Source organism: Streptomyces sp. GL_148 (assembly GCF_057834205.1).
On the sequence record NZ_CM174396.1, the window covers coordinates 3,533,045 to 3,549,387 of the forward strand.

The 16,343-nt window shown below is 72.8% G+C and carries 13 protein-coding genes and 1 tRNA gene; 9 read left to right on the forward strand and 5 right to left on the reverse strand.

Translation table 11 applies throughout. The features are described 5' to 3' along the window. The first annotated feature begins 59 nt into the window (after positions 1-59). On the forward strand, positions 60-623 hold the full coding sequence (locus AC3IYI_RS15970; protein ID WP_489410800.1) for a CGNR zinc finger domain-containing protein: 564 nt from the start codon (positions 60-62) through the stop codon (positions 621-623). A gap of 127 nt (positions 624-750) precedes the next feature. Here AC3IYI_RS15970 and AC3IYI_RS15975 read toward each other — a convergent pair whose 3' ends face one another. The 3 genes from AC3IYI_RS15975 to AC3IYI_RS15985 form a co-directional block, all read right to left on the reverse strand. Continuing rightward, on the reverse strand, positions 751-1,623 hold the full coding sequence (locus tag AC3IYI_RS15975) for a DivIVA domain-containing protein (RefSeq protein ID WP_489410801.1): 873 nt from the start codon (positions 1,621-1,623) through the stop codon (positions 751-753). A 159-nt stretch (positions 1,624-1,782) separates the two neighbouring features. Beyond that, entirely contained in the window at positions 1,783-4,293 is a 2,511-nt protein-coding gene (locus tag AC3IYI_RS15980) for an SUKH-4 family immunity protein (protein WP_489410802.1), read from the reverse strand. 7 nt (positions 4,294-4,300) lie between these two features. After that, positions 4,301-5,362 (reverse strand): SMI1/KNR4 family protein, encoded by a 1,062-nt coding sequence (locus AC3IYI_RS15985; protein WP_489410803.1) that lies wholly within the window; start codon positions 5,360-5,362, stop codon positions 4,301-4,303. A gap of 419 nt (positions 5,363-5,781) precedes the next feature. On the opposite strand from AC3IYI_RS15985, the gene AC3IYI_RS15990 reads away from it, so the two are divergent. Both AC3IYI_RS15990 and AC3IYI_RS15995 read left to right on the forward strand, forming a co-directional pair. After that, positions 5,782-6,249, forward strand: coding sequence for a YwqJ-related putative deaminase (locus AC3IYI_RS15990; RefSeq protein ID WP_489411552.1), 468 nt, complete (start codon positions 5,782-5,784; stop codon positions 6,247-6,249). 5 nt (positions 6,250-6,254) lie between these two features. Next, positions 6,255-6,779, forward strand: coding sequence for an SUKH-3 domain-containing protein (locus AC3IYI_RS15995; protein ID WP_489410804.1), 525 nt, complete (start codon positions 6,255-6,257; stop codon positions 6,777-6,779). A gap of 44 nt (positions 6,780-6,823) precedes the next feature. On the opposite strand, the gene AC3IYI_RS16000 is transcribed toward AC3IYI_RS15995, so the two are convergent. Next, positions 6,824-8,089, reverse strand: a complete 1,266-nt coding sequence (locus AC3IYI_RS16000) for a sensor histidine kinase (RefSeq protein WP_489410805.1) — start codon at positions 8,087-8,089, stop codon at positions 6,824-6,826. Between the two features lie 154 nt (positions 8,090-8,243). Between AC3IYI_RS16000 and AC3IYI_RS16005 the strand changes: the two genes are divergently transcribed. The 6 genes from AC3IYI_RS16005 (at position 8,244) to AC3IYI_RS16030 (ending at position 13,418) form a co-directional block, all read left to right on the forward strand. Next, positions 8,244-8,315: transfer RNA gene (locus AC3IYI_RS16005), tRNA-Gln, on the forward strand. A gap of 109 nt (positions 8,316-8,424) precedes the next feature. Continuing rightward, complete coding sequence (glmU, locus tag AC3IYI_RS16010; RefSeq protein WP_489410806.1) at positions 8,425-9,873, forward strand: bifunctional UDP-N-acetylglucosamine diphosphorylase/glucosamine-1-phosphate N-acetyltransferase GlmU; 1,449 nt, start codon at positions 8,425-8,427, stop codon at positions 9,871-9,873. Between the two features lie 133 nt (positions 9,874-10,006). Continuing rightward, the gene (locus AC3IYI_RS16015; RefSeq protein WP_112451977.1) at positions 10,007-10,984 is read left to right on the forward strand and encodes a ribose-phosphate diphosphokinase; all 978 of its coding nucleotides are present in this window, start codon (positions 10,007-10,009) and stop codon (positions 10,982-10,984) included. 206 nt (positions 10,985-11,190) lie between these two features. Next, positions 11,191-11,766: a 50S ribosomal protein L25/general stress protein Ctc gene (locus AC3IYI_RS16020; RefSeq protein WP_489410807.1), complete on the forward strand. Its 576-nt coding sequence runs from the start codon at positions 11,191-11,193 to the stop codon at positions 11,764-11,766. A 91-nt stretch (positions 11,767-11,857) separates the two neighbouring features. Beyond that, on the forward strand, positions 11,858-12,448 hold the full coding sequence (pth, locus tag AC3IYI_RS16025; RefSeq protein ID WP_489410808.1) for an aminoacyl-tRNA hydrolase: 591 nt from the start codon (positions 11,858-11,860) through the stop codon (positions 12,446-12,448). Between the two features lie 199 nt (positions 12,449-12,647). Further along, positions 12,648-13,418, forward strand: a complete 771-nt coding sequence (locus AC3IYI_RS16030; protein ID WP_489410809.1) for a hypothetical protein — start codon at positions 12,648-12,650, stop codon at positions 13,416-13,418. A 64-nt stretch (positions 13,419-13,482) separates the two neighbouring features. On the opposite strand, the gene ppc is transcribed toward AC3IYI_RS16030, so the two are convergent. Continuing rightward, complete coding sequence (gene ppc / locus AC3IYI_RS16035) at positions 13,483-16,206, reverse strand: phosphoenolpyruvate carboxylase (RefSeq protein ID WP_489411553.1); 2,724 nt, start codon at positions 16,204-16,206, stop codon at positions 13,483-13,485. Between the last annotated feature and the right edge of the window lie 137 nt (positions 16,207-16,343).

Sequence of the window (16,343 nt, forward strand, 5' to 3'; positions counted from 1 at the left end):
CGAAGATCACTAACGTGTCAAGGGTCCCAACTCCCATTAGCCACGGGTAATGTGAGGGCATGACAGCGTTCTTCCCGCTCACCGGCGAGCCCCTCGCACTGGACCTCCTCAACACCGACTGCGCGGTCGGCGACCTCGTCGCCGACCCGGCCGGCCTCGCGGACTGGCTGGCGACGCAGGAGGGCCGGCTCGCGCACGTACCGCCGGTCGGCGCGGCGGAGGTGGCCGCGGTGCATGCCGTACGGGAGGCCGCGCGCGCCGCGCTGACCGCCGCCCGGAACGGCGCGGAGCCCCCGGCGGCGGCAATGCGCGTGCTGAACTCCGCGCTGGCCGGCGCCCCGGCCCACCAGGAGCTCGCCTGGACCCCTGAAGCCGGGCTGACGGCGGCCACCGTCCGGCCGGAGGCGGCGCCCGCGGCCCGCAGGCTCGCGGCAGAACTCGCGGAGGCCGTGGCGGAACTGCTGCTCGGGGGGCGGGTCGAGGAGCTCCGCGACTGCGAGGGCGCGGGGTGCACGCTGATGTTCCTCCCGGCGCACCCGCGGCGCCGGTGGTGCGTGGCCTCGCTCTGCGGCAACCGCGCACGCGTCGCCCGCTACTACGCCCGCCACAAGCCCACCCCGTAGCCCGGGCCGGGGCTCCGCGGGGCTGCGGACCGCGAGGCCGGGGGCCCGGTACGCGAGGCCGGGGGCCCGGTACGCGAGGCCGGGGGCCGGTACGCGAGGCCGGCCCCGGACCGCGGGCCCCGGGGTGTCAACCCTCCGCCGGCGCCCGGCCCGTCAGCGCGGCCAGGCTGGAGCGGACGTGGTTCATATGGGCCCGCATCTCGTCCTGGGACTCCCCGTGCTCCCGCAGGATCCGCTCCGTCTCCCGCCCGACCCGCTCCTCCCGCACCCGCGCCTCCGCGATCAGCTCCGCCGCCTTCGCCTCCGCGTCCTCCTGACCGTGCCGCGCCATCTCCTGGGCCTGCGCGAACCCCCGCTTCGCCTCCGCCAGCCGGGACTCCGCGTACCGCTCCAGCTCGGCGTGCCGGGACTCCAGCTCCGCCTGCCGCGCCGCCAGTTCCCGCTCCGCCGCGTCCCAGCGCTCCGCGTGTTCCTGCTCGCGCTCAGCGAGCAGCGCGTCCGCCCGGCGGGCCGTGTCCGCGAGCGCCGCCTGCGCCTCCGCCCGCCACGCCGCCGCGTCGTCCCGCGCCGCCGTCCGCGCGTCGTCCGCCTCGCGCCCCGCCCGCAGCAGCCCCTGCCGGGCCCGGACCTCGGTCTGCTCGCGCACCGCCTCCGCGTCGCCGCGCGCCAGCTCCGTCACCCGGTCGGCGTGTGCCTCGGCGGCTCCCGCCGCCGCCAGCGCGTCCGCCCGCGCGTCACCCCGTAGGGTCTCGGACTCCTCCTCGGCCAGCAGCAGGATCCGGCGGGCGCGCTCGCCGAGTTCGTCGTACGTCTGCGGGGCCAGTCCGGAGACCTCCACGCGCAGCTGCTCCGCCTCCGCCTCCATGTCCCTGGCCAGGACGGTCAGCCGGGCCACCCGCTCCCAGGCCTCGTCCCGGCTGCCCGACAGCCGGGCGAGGTACCGGTCCACCTCTTCCGCCCGGTAGCCACGGCCACGCACGGTCGTAAAGGGTGCACTCATCCTGGAAGCGCCTCTCTCGCGGGGGTTCCTGTCAAGGATGCGTCATTTGCTCCCAGAAGCCCGAATGGCCGGGCCGAGACCCCGTTCGGGGGTCACGACCCGGCCATCCGGATGAGCGGTGAACCCATGGAGGATCCGCGCGAGATCAGCAGAAACCGGTCAGAGGAGCCCGTCCCACATCTGCTCCAGCAGCACCGACCACCAGTTCTCCGGCGACGCCAGCGCCGCACTGTCCAGGCCCGCCAGATTCGCCTGGAAATCGACGGTCCAGCGGCCCGCCTGTTCCGGCGTCAGATGCTGGCGCAGCCGCCACATGTGACCCAGCATCGCCAGCGACCGGACGAACTGCGGCAGCGAGGAGTTGACGAACTGCGGGGGCACCGGCGCCCCGCCCGGACCGCTCTCCACCGGCACCGCCACGATGTGCGCGGTCCCGTACTGCACGCACAGCGCCTTGCCGAAGTCGCTGCCCACCACCAGGTACGAGCCCGCGTCCGAGGCAGGCTGCACCTGCCGCTGCGCCGCCATCTCGGCCAGCGTCGGCAGCGGGGCACCCGGTACGGCCTGGGCCCAGAAGAACGGCCCGAAGTCCACCGGCAGACCCGACCACATCAGCGTCTGCGCCACGATCTCCGGCACACCCTGCCGGGACACCGCGCGCTGCTCGAAGCGGAACACCCCCTGCGGCCCGAACGCGCCCGCCAGTTCCTGCGCGATCGCGTCCAGCGGGATCGCCGGCTGCAACGGCACCTGCGGCAGCGGTGCGCGCACCGGCGCGGGCCGCGCCGGACCGTCCGCCACCTGGTGCAGTTCGCCCTGGTGGGTCAGCAGGTGCCGCATGCCCTGCTGCCGGCCCGCGTGGTCCGTCCCGTACGGGGCCACGCTCGTGATCCGGACCTGCGGCCAGGTCTCCCGGATCATGCGGGCGCAGTAGCCGCCGGGCAGCTCGCACGAGGCCAGCTCGGTGTGCAGCTCCAGCACCTGCTGCGGAGGCACGTTCATCGCGCGCAGCTCGTACAGGATCTGCCACTCCGGGTGCGGGGTGCCGGGCGCGGAACGGCGGATGAGCTGCTGCTCGGAGCCGTCGGGAGCCCGGTAGCGCAGCACGGCCTGGTAGCCGGGGCCGACCGTGGGCGCCCCGGGAGCGGAGGCCTGCGGCGCGGGTGCCTGCGGCGCGTGTACGGGTGCCTGCTGCCCGGCACCCGGCGCCCCGGGCGGACCGGGCGGGCCGGGCTGCTGCGGTCCGCCGGGACCGGCCAGCATGGTGGCGGCGTAGGCGTCTCCGCGCCCGCCGGAGGCCCCGGGAGCTCCCGGCGGGCCGGGAGGCGCGGGCTGTCCCGTCACGGCCGGACCCGCCAGCATCGTGGCGGCGTGGTCCAGCCCGCCCCCGGGCACGCCGGGGGGACCGGGCGGCGCGGGCGGCTGCCCGGCACCCGGAACCCCGGGAGGTCCGGGCGGGCCGGGCTGCTGCGGTCCACCGGGACCGGCCAGCATGGTGGCGGCATACGCGTCTCCGCGCCCGCCGGAGGACCCGGGAGCCCCCGGCGGACCGGGAGGCGCGGGCGGCTGCCCGGTCACGGCCGGACCCGCCAGCATCGTCGCGGCATGATCCAGCCCGCCGCCGGGAGCTCCAGGCGGACCGGGCGGACCCGGCTGCTGCGGACCGCCGGGGCCCGCCAGCATGGTGGCGGCGTACGAAGGCGACTCGCCGCCGCCCGGCGCACCCGGCGCACCGGGCGCACCGGGCGGACCCGGCGGATTCACGGGCGCGGGGGCCCCGGGCCGGTTGACCCGGGCCTTGCTCGTCGGCGCGTCGGCGATGTCCCCACGGGACGCCGGCCCGGGACCGCAGGCCGCACCCTGCCCCGCCCCGGAAGACTCCGGGTCCAGCGCGGGCACGACGGCGGTCTTCGGCAGCTCACTGCCCCTGGGCATCAGGGTCGTGCGCGCCTCCGGGCCCGGCCCCGACGGCGCCGGGGCGTCGTCCAGGTCCGTCCCGGACAGCGGCGGGGCGAACACCGTCGCCGGCAGCGGTACGGACACGGAGTCCGCACCGGGGTTCACGTCGGTACCGGCCCAGGGCGTGGCCCCGGCCGGGACCGCGGCGGGCACGCCGTCGTTCGCGGTCGGCTCGTAGGGGACCTCTCCCCCGCGCCGCAGCGGCACCGGCTGCGCCGCCGGCTCCGAAGCGCCCGCATCGAAAGAAGCGGCCGGAGCCGCCGCCGGGGCTTCCACGGCGGCGGACATCACCGGAGCCGAAGGAGCCGCCGGAGCCGCCGGAGAGGCCGGAGCCGCCGGGATCCCCGCCCGGTCCGCCGCCTCCTGGAGCCACTCGGGCGGACTCAGCATGAACGAGGTCTGCTCCGAGTCGATGCGCGGCACCGGCACCGAAGCCTCGGCCTGCGCGGCCGACGCCCCGTACTCCTCCTCGTAGCGGCGGATCACCTCACCCACCGGCAGGCCGGGCCAGAGCGTCACCTCCCCGCTGTCCCGCGCGATGACGAGCCGCTGCCGGCCACCCCCGGACACCGGACCCGCCGGGCGGTCCTCCGCCCACACCACGAAACCGAGTCCGAACTCCCGTACGCGCACCTCGCGGTGCTGGTACGCGGGCACGTCCCCGTTGATCCACTCTTCGGCGCGCTCCTGCGCCTGCGCAAACGTCACCATCGCGCCGTCACCCTTCCACCGGTCCCGATGCCTGCCCGGCACCCGGAACCGAACGCTCCGCCGAACCCGCACTCGAACCCGTACCCGAACCCTGACCGGTCACGGGAACCGAGCGCGCGAATCCGCCGTCCACCATCAGACCGGCCACCGTTTCCAGCTCCGGCGGATTGCCCGCCAGCCGTTCCAGGAAGGCGTCGAAATCCGCACCGCACGGCAGCAGCAACCGCTCCACGCGTTCCTGTACCGACCAGCCGTCCTGGTCGCGCGCATCGTCGTACGGGGAGAACCAGACCGAACCCACGGCCTCACCGCGCACCTTCACCGCGAGCAGCCCGCCCTGCACGAAGGCCACGCACAGGTAGTCCTTCGTCAGGTGGTCCCGCAGGCACTTGTTGACGTAGACGAGGTCGTTGACCGCCGCCTCCTCGCGCACCGTGAAGAACGGCTGGTCCACCAGCAGTCCCAGCTCCACGTCGAGCCCCGTGCCCACCGGCGCGCAGCCGCCCGCCGCCTTCAGGAAGGAGCGGTACGCCTCCGGGAGCCGGTAGCCGAGGTCCTCCTCGACGCCCTGGACCTGCTGCTCGGACACCGAGACCACCGTCTTGGGCAGCCCCAGGTGCACCGGGCGCACCTCCTGCAACGACCGCGTCCCGCGCTTGTTGTGGTCCACCGCCGCCGTCGCCAGACCGGCGTGGTGCCTCAGCAGCGACTTCACCTCGACCGGGACCAGCTCCATCCGGCGCGTCCCGGACACGTGGTGCCAGGTCCAGCCGTGCGGGGTCGACACCGGGCCGACCGTGTCCCACAGTTCGTGGCCGGTGGCCCGCATGGCGGCGTTCGCGGACACGCAGTCCGTCAGGCGCAGCTCGTCCACGCCGAAGCCCTCCGGGGGTTCGGCGATCTCGACGGCCGCACGGGCGTACAGCGCGAAGTCGGGGTGTCCGTTCGCGTCGATGCGGACTCCGTGGGGATGGCGCGCGGCCCGGACGGGGTCCGGGAAATGCACGACCTGCCCCGAATAAGCGGCGTTGGGTGGCGCGGCCTGATGCCCGAGCCGACCTGTCGTCATGGCGGTAGCCCCCTGCTGGATCTGGCTGGTTCACCACAGCCTATGCGTTCCGGCAAGGGCGTCACCCGCCCGCGCGTGGGGACCCCGCGGGACGGCCGGGAAGATCCGAATTGATACGAATATTCGACCCCGCTTCCACATGCCACGGGACATTTGACAGGCTGTCCCCACAGCACGGGGGCGTGCGCGACAGCGGCCGGCGCCGCGGCCACGGGAGGGAAAGCGCAACCATGCAGAACACGGCAACACGCACAGAAGCGGCCGACGCCCACTCAGGAGGCGCGGGAGCCCAGGGGTCCGCGGGCCCCGCGGGCGCCCGCGGACCTGCGGATCCCGCCGGTCCTACGGGAACCAGTGGCCCGGCGGCCGTCCCCGCGCAGGCCCGCGCCACGTCCGAGCAGGGCCCCGGCGATCCCCGGCTGCGCTGGGGCGGCGGCGGGGACGGCCGCCCCGCCGTGCCCACGCTCCGCTTCCGCCGGGACGGGATCCTGCCCACCGTGGCCGCCGCCCTGTCCGTGCGCGGCGAAACCCTCACCGGGACCGCCGGCAAGGCCGACCTGCCCCCCGTACTGCACGCCCTCGTACAGGATTTCCTCGACACCCTCACGAGCGGCCAGCGCGAACGTTTCACCGGCCGATGTCCGGAGGCGATCCTGCTCTCCCGCCACCTCGCCACCGTCGAGGGCGCCCGCAGCAAGCGCGCCTCGCGCAAGCCCCTGACGCCCAGCGAGGCGCGCCGCTCGCTGAAGCACTCCAAGATCACCGCCCGCCGCATCCGCGAGGACGGCGACCCGCTCCACGGCAGCTACGCACCTCCCTGCCGCTCCTGCGAGGCCCTCCTCGCCCACTTCGGCGTACGCCCCGTCGACCTCACCCACCCCGAGTAGCCGCCATGACCACCACCTCCGCTTCGTACGCCCGCTCCTCGGCGACCCGCTTCCCCGTCGCCGTGGACTCCGCCCTGCGCACCGCCGGCTGGGAGCCGGGCCGCTGGGACATCAAGCAGGCCGAGTACTGGGCCGACGCCCTGCGCGACCACACCACCCCCGCCGGGCACCGGCACACCGTCTTCCCGGCCGCCGTCGAAGCCTGGGCGGAGTTCGGGAACCTCACCGTCACCGCCCCGGGCCCCGGCCGCCAGATCGCGCCCGTCGCGATACGCCTGGACCCCCTCACGGGCCTGCACCTCGCCCGCACCTTCGCGGACCTCGGCCGGGCCCTGTCCACCCAGCTCTGCCCGCTCGGCGTCGAGGCCGACACGGACCAGGCCGGGGGCGGCTCCCACCTCGCCCTGGACCGCGAGGGCCGCGTCTACTGCGTGGACCACACGGGCGACTGGTACCTGGGCGCGAGCCTGGACGAGGCCCTCACCCTCCTCCTCACCGGCCTCCAGCCGACGCGCCTGACGACGGGCTGACCCGCCGGCTCCGGGAGCCGCTCCCCGCCCTGCGGGCAGCGGCCCTACCCGCGCTCGCCGGGCAGGACCGCCGACACCTTGAAGCCGCCCCCGTCCGTCGGGCCGGACACGAACACCCCGCCCAGCCGGAGCACCCGCTCGCGCATCCCGACCAGGCCGTTGCCGCCGCTCGGCAGCCCCGGCTCGGCCGCCTTGCCGTCGCAGGGGCCGTTCTCCACCTGCATGGCCACCTCCCCCTCCCGGTGCGCCAGCCGTACGACGACCCGTGCGCCCGCGGCGTGCTTGTGGCAGTTGGTCAGGGCCTCCTGCACCACCCGGTAGGCGGTCTGCTCCACCTCCGCCACGTACGCGGAGTACTCGCCGCGCACATCCAGCTCCACGGCCATCCCGGCCGCCCGCGACTGTCCGACCAGCGCCTCCAGCTCGCCCAGCGTCGGCCCGTCGTCGAAGCTCCCCACCAGCGCCGCCGGCGCGGCCACGGCCGCCGGCTTCGGGGACTGCGCCCGCAGCACCCCGAGCATCTCGCGCAGCTCCGTCAGCGCCTGGCGTCCCATGTCCCCGACCAGCGCGGCGTTCTTCGCCGCCTTCACCGGGTCCTTGGCGGCGATCGCCTGGAGCGCCGCCGCGTGCACCACCATGAGCGACACCCGGTGCGCCACGACGTCGTGCATCTCCCGCGCGATCCGGGTCCGCTCCTCCGTACGGGCCCACTCGGCCCGTTCCTCCGCGCGGTCCGCGAGCAGCGACAGCTCCCGCTCCAGCGAGTCCGCCCGCTCCTGCAGGCTCTCCATCAGCCGTCTGCGGGCCGCCGTGTACAGCCCGAACAGCACCGGCGGCACGGTCAGCGCCACCGCCACGAACACGGACAGGGTGATGGCGAGGGTGAGGGTGACCTCGGGGTCCTGCGCCCGGGTCCTCATGTACATCACCACGAAGGTCGCGGCCAGCGACATCGACGCCAGGGTCGCGGTGATCCGCCGGGGCACCTCGGAGGCGGCCAGCGTGTAGAGCCCGACCACGCCGAGCAGGAAGCCCATGGCCGCCGGCGACACCGCGATGCCGACCAGCACCACGAGGATGGGCCAGCGCTGCCGCAGCACGAGTACCGACCCGACCAGCACCCCGAACAGCACCCCGGCGAAGACCGGGATCCCGGCCTCGTGGGCGAACCCGACGCCCAGCACCCCGCACTCGGCGGCGGACAGCGCGCCGAGCCCCACGTCCCACACGGCCGACCTGCGCCGCTCCCACCACAGGGGCCCGTCCCGCCCGGCCCCCGCCTCTCCCTGCTCTTCCCCCGTACTGGTCATACGGTCCAGCCTACGCAGCGGCCCCGGTCGGGAGGCGACCGGAAATCCCGCTGAAGGGCTCGGATTTGTACCGTCGCATTCAGGGCACCTGGTGCGGCATAGTAGGTGCCGTCGGCTCAACCGCCAGGGCGTAATGTCTGGTTTAGCCGGTTAATCCCCTGTGGTGTAATTGGCAGCACTGAGGCTTTTGGTGCCTTATGTTCGGGTTCGAGTCCTGACAGGGGAGCTCCACGGTCCGGGTCCTGACTTTCACAGTCGGGACCCACCCTCGTTTAGGGCCTGAAACCCACCGGTATCCTTCACGGGTCCACCACCCGAAGCCGAAGGGCACACCCGTGAGCGCCAACCGCCCGGCAGCCGTCGTCGTACTCGCAGCGGGTGAAGGCACCCGCATGAAGTCGGCCACACCCAAGGTTCTGCACGAGATCAGCGGGCGCTCGCTCGTCGGTCACGTCGTCGCCGCCTCCCGCGAGCTGGACCCCACCCACCTCGTCGTCGTCGTCGGGCACGCCCGCGAGCAGGTCACCGCGCACCTCGCCGCGATCGACGCCGACGTCCGCACGGCAGTCCAGTACGAGCAGAACGGCACCGGGCACGCCGTCCGGATGGCCCTCGAAGAGCTGGGCGGCGACCGCCCGGCCGGCACCGTGGTCGTCGTCTGCGGCGACACCCCGCTGCTGACCGGCGAGACCCTGGCCGCGCTGACGGCCACGCACGAGGCCGACGGCAACGCCGTCACCGTGCTGACCGCCGAGGTCCCCGACTCCACCGGGTACGGCCGGATCATCCGCGGCGCCGACGGGGCGGTCACCGCCATCGTCGAGCACAAGGACGCCACCGACGCCCAGCGCGCCATCCGCGAGATCAACTCCGGGGTCTTCGCCTTCGACGGCGCCCTCCTCACGGACGCCCTCGGCAAGGTCCGCACCGACAACAGCCAGGGCGAGGAGTACCTCACCGACGTGCTCGGCATCCTGCGCGAGGCCGGCCACCGCGTCGGCGCCGCCGTGGGCGCGGACCACCGGCAGATCCTCGGGATCAACAACCGGGTCCAGCTCGCCGAGGCCCGCGCACTGCTGAACGCCCGTCTGCTGGAGCGCGCCATGCTCGCCGGCGTGACCATCGTCGACCCGGCGAGCACCCTCGTCGACGTGACGGTGACTTTCGGCCAGGACGCGATCGTGCATCCCGGCACCCAGCTGCTCGGCACCACGCACATCGCCGAGCAGGCCGAGGTCGGCCCCAACACCCGCCTGAAGGACACGCACGTCGGCGTCGGCGCCCGCGTGGACAACACGGTGGCGGACACCGCCGTCGTCGGCGCCTCGGCCAGTGTGGGCCCCTTCGCCTACCTGCGTCCGGGCACGAACCTGGGCGCGAAGGCCAAGGCCGGCACGTACGTGGAGATGAAGAACGCCACGATCGGCGAGGGCACCAAGGTCCCGCACCTGTCCTACGTCGGCGACGCGACGATCGGCGAGTACACGAACATCGGCGCGGCCAGCGTGTTCGTGAACTACGACGGTGAGCACAAGCACCACACGACCGTCGGCTCACACTGCAAGACGGGTTCGGACAACATGTTTGTGGCTCCCGTCACCATCGGGGACGGCGCCTACACGGCCGCCGGCTCCGTGATCACGAAGGACGTGCCGCCCGGCGCCCTGGCCGTGGCCCGTGGCCAGCAGCGGAATATCGAGGGCTGGGTGGCCCGCAAGCGTCCGGGAAGCGCAGCCGCAACGGCGGCTCAGTCGGCGGTCCACGAGGACTCCGACGAACGCTGAGGTGAACTGACCGGAAACGGCTACGCCCGAGAGCGCGTACCGTGATAGGTGAACGCAATTCGGCTGGCTCACCGTGTGCGGGACGGACGCACATGGGGGCGAGCAGCTTTCCCACGTCTGAGGAGACAGTGCTGTGACCGGGATCAAGACGACCGGCGAGAAGAAGCTGATGCTCTTCTCCGGCCGCGCCCACCCCGAGCTGGCCGAGGAGGTCGCGCACCAGCTCGGTGTCGGCCTCGTGCCGACCAAGGCTTTCGACTTCGCGAACGGCGAGATCTACGTCCGATTCCAGGAGTCGGCGCGTGGCGCGGACTGCTTCCTGATCCAGAGCCACACGGCTCCGATCAACAAGTGGATCATGGAGCAGCTGATCATGATCGACGCGCTCAAGCGCGCGTCGGCACGCTCCATCACCGTGATCGTCCCGTCCTACGGGTACGCCCGCCAGGACAAGAAGCACAAGGGCCGCGAGCCGATCTCGGCCCGCCTGGTCGCGGACCTGCTGAAGACCGCGGGTGCGGACCGCATCCTCACGGTCGATCTGCACACCGACCAGATCCAGGGCTTCTTCGACGGCCCGGTCGACCACCTTTCGGCCCTGTCGGTCCTCGCGGACTACGTCGGCGCCAAGGTCGACCGCTCCAAGCTGACGATCGTCTCCCCGGACGCCGGCCGCGTACGCGTCGCCGACCGCTGGTGCGACCGCCTGGACGCCCCCCTGGCGATCGTGCACAAGCGCCGCGACAAGGACGTCGCCAACCAGGTGACCGTCCACGAGGTCGTCGGTGAGGTCAAGGGCCGCGTCTGCGTCCTGGTCGACGACATGATCGACACGGGTGGCACCATCTGCGCCGCCGCCGACGCGCTCTTCGCGCACGGCGCGGAGGACGTCATCGTGACGGCCACGCACGGCATCCTGTCGGGCCCGGCAGCCGACCGTCTGAAGAACTCCAAGGTCAGCGAGTTCGTGTTCACGAACACCCTGCCGGACCCGTCCGACCTGGAGCTCGACAAGATCACGGTGCTCTCCATCGCCCCGATGATCGCCCGCGCCGTGCGCGAGGTCTTCGAGGACGGCTCGGTCACCAGCCTGTTCGAAGAGCAGCAGTAAGCACGTCCGCACTGCGCTGACTCCCTGGAGTTAGATCATTTTTGGGTACGGCCTCCCCGCCGGGTACACTCCTTGAGTTGCTCGGCGAGGGAGGCCGTACCTGTTTTCACGGGTATGGATGCTCCGTTATCGACGCGCTCTTCGTAGCAGGCCGTGTTCCGGCCGGGTGACTGTCGTCCATTTCCGTCACCCCACGAGGAGTGAGCATGTCCGAGATCAAGCTTGCCGCGAAGGTCCGCGAAAACTTCGGCAAGGGCTCTGCCCGCCAGGCCCGTCGTGACGCCCTGACCCCCGCGGTCATCTACGGCCACGGCACCGACCCGAAGCACGTCAACGTGGACGCCCACGCGCTCCAGCTCGCGCTGCGTACCCCGAACGTCCTGCTCTCCCTGGACATCGAGGGCGCCGGCACCGAGCTGGTCATCCCGAAGGCCGTTCAGAAGCACCCGCTGAAGCGTTCGATCTCCCACGTCGACTTCCTGATCGTCAAGAAGGGCGAGAAGGTCACCGTCGACGTCGCGATCGTCACCGAGGGCGAGCTGGCCCCGGGCGGCAACATGCTGGAGACCCTCCAGAACACCATCTCCGTCGAGGCCGAGGCCACGCACATCCCGACCGAGGTCACCGTCTCGATCGCGGGCCTGGAGGCCGGTGCCACCATCACCGCCAAGGACCTGGTCCTCCCGGCGGGCACCACCCTGGCCGTCGACGGCGACATCGCCGTCCTGCAGGTCATCGGCGCGTCGGCGGAGGAGCCGGCCGCCGAGGGCGCCGAGGCCTGAGCCTCGCCCCTCCCCCTCAGCACTTGCTGAACGACCGCCGTCCGGCTCCACTGGAGCGGGACGGCGGTCGTCTTCGTATAAGGAGCTTTTGATGTCGGACGACGCGGCGCCCTGGCTGATCGTGGGTCTCGGGAACCCGGGTGCGGAGTACGCGGGCAACCGCCACAACATCGGTTTCATGGTGGCCGACCTGCTGGCGGAGCGGATGCGCGGCAAGTTCAAGGCGCACAAGGCCCGCGCGCAGGTGGTCGAGGGCCGCATGGGACCGCCCGGACCGGCGAACCGGCGCGTGGTGCTGGCCAAGCCCATGTCGTTCATGAACCTGTCCGGCGGCCCGGTGACGGCGCTGCGGGACTTCTACAAGGTGCCGCTGGACCGGATCATCGCGGTCCACGACGAGCTGGACATCGACTACCCGACGCTGCGGCTGAAGCTGGGCGGCGGGGACAACGGCCACAACGGCCTGAAGTCGATGACCAAGTCGATGGGCCCCGACTACCACCGGGTGCGCTGCGGCATCGGCCGCCCGCCCGGCCGGATGCAGGTCGCCGACTTCGTGCTGAAGGACTTCTCCTCCACGGAGCGCAAGGAGCTGGACTGGTTCGTGGACCGGGCGGCCGACGCGGTGGAGTGCCTGATCGCGGACGGTCTGGAGCGCGCCCAGTCGACGTACAACTCCTGACGGCGCGTACGGCGATCCCCGTAGCGGATCCGCTCTGGGGCGCTTGCGCGCGGGGATCGCTATACAGGACAAACGGAGCGTCAGTTCTCAAGTCCGTACGAATACTACGGAGTACCTCTTGACCTTGACGGCCGGGCGTCAGCATGCTGAGCCGCCACCCCCACGGCATCGTCCCCTCATCAGCGTCAGAGGTATCACCATGCTCGTTTCCAGATCCCGTTGGGCCGCTGCCGTGGTTCCCACGGCGGTTTCTCTCGTTCTCCTCGCCGGTGCCGGTCCGGCCTTCGCCGCGGGCGACACCCGCACCGTCCCGATCCACCAGACTCTGCCGCTCACGGTCGCGAACGCGGGCGTCGACGTCGAGAAGTCGTGCACCGGCATCCCCGCGACGCAGGACGGCTGGCACTTCATCTTCCCCGGGAACCCCGCTGAAGCCAGGTTCGTGGAGCTGAAGGTCACCTTCGAGCCCGGCGGGACGCAGACCATCTCGGTCTTCGATGTTCCGAACGACAACCACGCTTACGTCGGCTCCGCGCCCGGCGCCACGCTGAAGGCGGCCGAGGCCGTGGTCGAGGGCGGCAAGCAGGACTGGTTCAACCTGTCCCACGTCTGCCCCGCCAAGCCGGTGACGAGCCCGAGTCCGTCGGCGTCGGTGACCACGTCGGCCTCCCCGTCCACGTCGGCCTCCCCGTCGACCAGCGCCTCGGCGTCCGCGTCGGCTTCGGCGTCCGCGTCGGCCTCCGCGAGCTCGTCGGTGTCGGCGAGCCCGAGCGGCAGCGCCTCGCCGTCGGGTTCGGGTACGCCGAGCCCGTCCGTGAGCTCCTCGGCTCCGGTGTCGGGGGGTACGAGCGGTGGTGGCCTGGCCACGACCGGTTCGAGCATGCCGGTGGCGCTGCTCTCGGTGCTGGCCGCCTCGCTGATCGCCGCGGGTGGCTTCCTGGTGATGCGTCGCCGTCGCGCCGCCCAGTAGGAGCGCGCATGAGGAAGCCCCCGCGCCGTCGTCGGTGCGGGGGCTTCCTCGTCGTCCGGGTGGGTCAGCCGGTGTTGCGCAGGCCGGCCGCGACGCCGTTGACGGTGAGGAGCAGGGCCCGCGACAGGATCGGGTCCGCTTCCTCGCCGCGCTCGGCGGCCGCCCGCTGGCGGGCCAGCAGGGAGACCTGGAGGTAGGAGATCGGGTCCAGGTAGGCGTCGCGGACCGAGAAGGTCTGCTGCAGGACCGGGTTGGAGTCGAGGAGCTTCTCGCCGCCGGTGATCCGCAGGACCTCGCGGACGGTGAGCTCGTGCTCCGCCTCGATGCGGGCGAAGACGTGCTTGAGCTCGTCGGGCACCAGGGTGTCGACGTAGTGGCGGGCGATCCGCAGGTCCGTCTTGGCCAGCGTCATCTCGACGTTGGACAGGAAGTTGCGGAAGAAGTGCCAGCGCTCGCCCATCTCGGCCAGCGCGTCGCCCTGGCCGGCCTCGCGCAGGGCCTTCAGGCCCGAGCCGACCCCGTACCAGCCGGGGACGATCTGGCGGGACTGGGTCCAGCCGAACACCCACGGGATGGCGCGCAGGCCGTCGAGGCCGGCGCCGGAGTCGGGGCGGCGCGAGGGGCGCGAGCCCAGGTGCAGGTCGGCGAGCTGGTCCACGGGGGTGGCGGCGAAGAAGTACGCCGGCAGGTCCGGGTCCTCGACGAGCTCGCGGTACGCGTCATGCGCGGCGTCCGAGACGGTGTCCATGGCCGCGTCCCAGCGGGCCAGGTCCTCGTCGGACTGGCGCGGGGCGGTGTGCAGGGCGGAGGCCTGGAGGGTGGCCGCAACGGTCAGCTCCAGGTTCTCGCGGGCCAGCGAGGGGACGAGGTACTTGTCGGAGATGACCTCGCCCTGCTCGGTGACCTTGATCTCGCCCTCCAGGGTGCCCCAGGGCTGCGCGAGGATCGCGTCGTGCGAGGGGCCGCCGCCGCGGCCGACGGTGCCGCCGCGGCCGTGGAAGAGGCGCAGGCGCACGCCGTAGCGGTGGGCCACGTCGCGCAGCCGGCGCTGGGCGCGGTGGATCTCCCACTGGGAGGTGGTGATGCCGCCGAACTTGGAGGAGTCGGAGTAGCCGAGCATGACCTCCTGGACGTCGCCGCGCAGCGAGACGAGGCGCCGGTAGGAGGGGTCGGCGAGCATCTCGTCGAGGATGACGTCGGCGGCCTTGAGCTCGTCCGTGGTCTCCAGGAGCGGGACGATGCCGATCTTGGCCCAGCCCCCGTGCAGGTCGATGAGACCGGCCTCGCGGGCGAGGACGGCGGCGGCGAAGACGTCGTCGGCGCCCTGGCACATCGAGATGATGTAGGACTCGATGACCTCGGGGCCGAACTTCTCGAAGGCGTCCTTGATGGCGCCGAACACACCGAGGGTCTTCAGGCCGGCCGCGTCGAGCGGGGCCGGGGTGGGCGCCAGCGGGCGGCGCGAGCGCAGCTCCTTGGCCAGGAGCCGGCCGCGGTAGTCGCGGGGCATGTCCGCGTAGCGCCAGGACTCCTCGCCGAGCCGGTCGAAGAGCTGGCCCAGCGCGTGGTGGTGGGCGTCCGCGTGCTCGCGTACGTCCATCGTGGCGAGCTGGAGGCCGAAGGCGGCCAGCGTGCGGATGGTGCGGTCCATGCGGCCGTCGGCGAAGAGCGCGCCGCGGTGCTCGCGCAGGGAGGTCTGGATGAGGGTGAGGTCGGTGAGCAGCTCGGCGGTGCCGAGGTAGTCGCGGCCTTCCTCGTGCGGGATGCCCTTGGCGAGGCGCTCGCGGGTGTTGAGGAGCTTCTGCCGTACGCAGGTGGCCTTGAGGCGGTACGGCTCCTCGGCGTTCAGCCGCTTGTAGCGCGGGCTGATCTCCGGGAGGCGCTCCAGGTCGGCCTGGAGGGAGGTGAGGAGTTCCTCGGTGGCGCCGGTGTAGCGGATGGAGTTCGACAGCAGTCCGCGCAGGAAGTCGATGAGTTCCAGGGCGTCGGTGATGCCGTGCTCGTGCTGGAGGATCAGCACGTCCCGGGTCACCTCGGGGGTGACGTTGGGGTTGCCGTCGCGGTCGCCGCCGATCCAGGTGCCGAAGGTGAGCGGGCGGGTGCCGGCCGGGATCTCGATGCCGACGCGCTGGAGCTCGGCGGCGAGGTCCTCCAGGACGTCGCCGACGGCGCCGGCGTGCAGCTCGTCGAGGTAGTAGACGGCGTTGCGCGCCTCGTCGGCGGGCTCCGGGCGGACCACGCGCAGCTCGTCGGTCTGCCAGACGAGGTCGATGTTCTCCGCGAGGCGCAGGTCGTGGCGGCGGCGCTCGCCGGCGCCCGCGACGGGCTCCTCCAGGAGGGCCGCGATGCGGCGCAGCTTGTTCAGGACGCTGCGGCGGGCCGCCTCGGTGGGGTGCGCGGTGAAGACGGGGCGGACGTTGAGGTTCTTGACCGTCTCGCGCAGGTGCTCGGGGTCCGCGTCCTTGAGCATGTCGGCCGTGCGGGCCAGCAGGCCCCCCTCGGCGGCGCGGTGGGCGCGCAGCTCCTTGCCGCGGTGCACCTGCTCGGTGACGTTGGCGAGGTGGAAGTAGGTGGAGAAGGCACGCACCAGCTTGGCGGCGGTCTCCAGGTCGGTGTCGCCGAGCAGCTCGGCGGCCGCGATGCCGTCGGTGCGGGTGAGGGCTCGGACGCGTTCGACCAGGTCGAGGAGGTCCTGGCCCTCCTGACGTACGAGGGTCTCGCCGAGGAGGTCGCCGAGGCGGCGGATGTCCGCGCGCAGCTCGGCGTTGGCGGCGCCGGCGGGGGACATCGCCGTGGCGGTGGTCGAGTGGGCCTGGTCGGCACTGCTCACAGGTGCGGCTCCTTGCAGTGTTTCGAGCGCTACTGGGAGGTGGGCTCCGGTTGCGCGCGGTGGTGCCCTCCCGGACCTGGGTCCGGCGGTGCCAC